A 1,293-nucleotide genomic window follows, 5' to 3' on the forward strand; every position below is an offset into this window, starting at 1 on the left:
CTGTCCCACCTTGAAGGCGGCGACGGCCGGCAGGCGGGCCAGCTCGGCCAGCGTGGCCGACGAGTACGACGCGCGCGTCCACGCCGGGTAGACGTGCGCCACCAGGTCGAGCCCGACCGAGGCGATGGCCTCGAAGTAGCGCGTCACGTGGTCGGGCCGGAAGCCGAAGCGCAGCCAGTGGTGCGGCGGCATCACGTCCAGGGYCTTGGCGCCCGCTTCGCGCGCCATCGACGCCTGCTCGGTGGCGTCGCGCGTGCCTTCGCAGACGATCGACGAGATCACCGGCAGCCGGCCCTTCAGCTCGTCGGCGACGATGCGCGTCACCTCGGCGCGCTCGCGCGGCAGCAGCGAGAACACTTCGCCGGTGTGGCCGTTGGTCATCACGGCCACCACGCCGGGCTGGGTGGCCAGCCACGCGGCGTGCTTGCGCAGCGCGGGCTCGTCGATGCGGTGGTCGCCGGTGAACGGGCAGGCGATCGCGGGGATGATGCCGCGGTAGTTCTGGATCGTGCGCATGGTCTTGTCTCCGGTCTGTTTGTTGAACAATCGCCGTGAATCTTGCGCGCCGCGGCCACCGTTGACCAATGCCGCTTGGGTCTTCTTCCATGCCTTGTGAGCACCGCCCATGAACCTGATCTGGCTCGACGATTTCCTGACCCTGGCGGCCAGCGGCAGCTTCTCGCGGGCCGCGCAGGAGCGGCACATGACGCAGCCGGCCTTCAGCCGCCGCGTGCGCGCGCTGGAAGACTGGCTGGGCGTGGTGCTGTTCGACCGCAGCACCCAGCCCGCCACGCTGACCGAGGCGGGGGAGTGGTTTCGCGCGGTGGCGCAGGAGCTGCTGACGCGCGTCGCGGGCATCCCCGACCAGGCGCGCGCGGTGGCCGATGCGAGTTCGGCCACGCTGCGCATCGCGTCGACCCATGCGCTGTCGTTCAGCTTCCTGCCGGGCTGGCTGCGCGGGCTGGAGTCGCGGCTGGCGCAAGGACCAGGGCACGGGCCGGGCCCGGTGCAGCTGATCTCCGACGTGATGCAGCAGTGCGAGGCGCTGATGCAGCAGGGCCGCGTGCAGTTCCTGTTGTGCCATGGCCATGAGCAGGTGCCCAACCGGCTGGACCCGTCATCGCACCGCTGGGCCGTGGTCGGCCACGACGCGCTGTTGCCGGTGTCGGCGCCCGACGCGTCGGGCCGGCCGCGTCATTGGCTGGACGACAGCGGAGGCAAGCCGGTGCCGCTGCTCGAGTACAGCGCCGAGTCCGGCATCGGCCGCCTGGTGCGCGCCTTGCGGGGCAGCGC

2 protein-coding genes are annotated in these 1,293 nt (G+C 71.5%); one reads left to right on the forward strand and one right to left on the reverse strand.

The features are described 5' to 3' along the window. Positions 1-516 (reverse strand): dihydrodipicolinate synthase family protein (locus AC1DXV_RS34765; RefSeq protein ID WP_477938062.1); only part of this gene is annotated, 516 nt, incomplete at its 3' end. A gap of 109 nt (positions 517-625) precedes the next feature. On the opposite strand from AC1DXV_RS34765, the gene AC1DXV_RS34770 reads away from it, so the two are divergent. Continuing rightward, the coding region (locus AC1DXV_RS34770; protein ID WP_477938063.1) for a LysR family transcriptional regulator at positions 626-1,293 on the forward strand (668 nt) is incomplete at its 3' end.

The organism is Rhizobacter sp. P3_C12 (assembly GCF_056402735.1).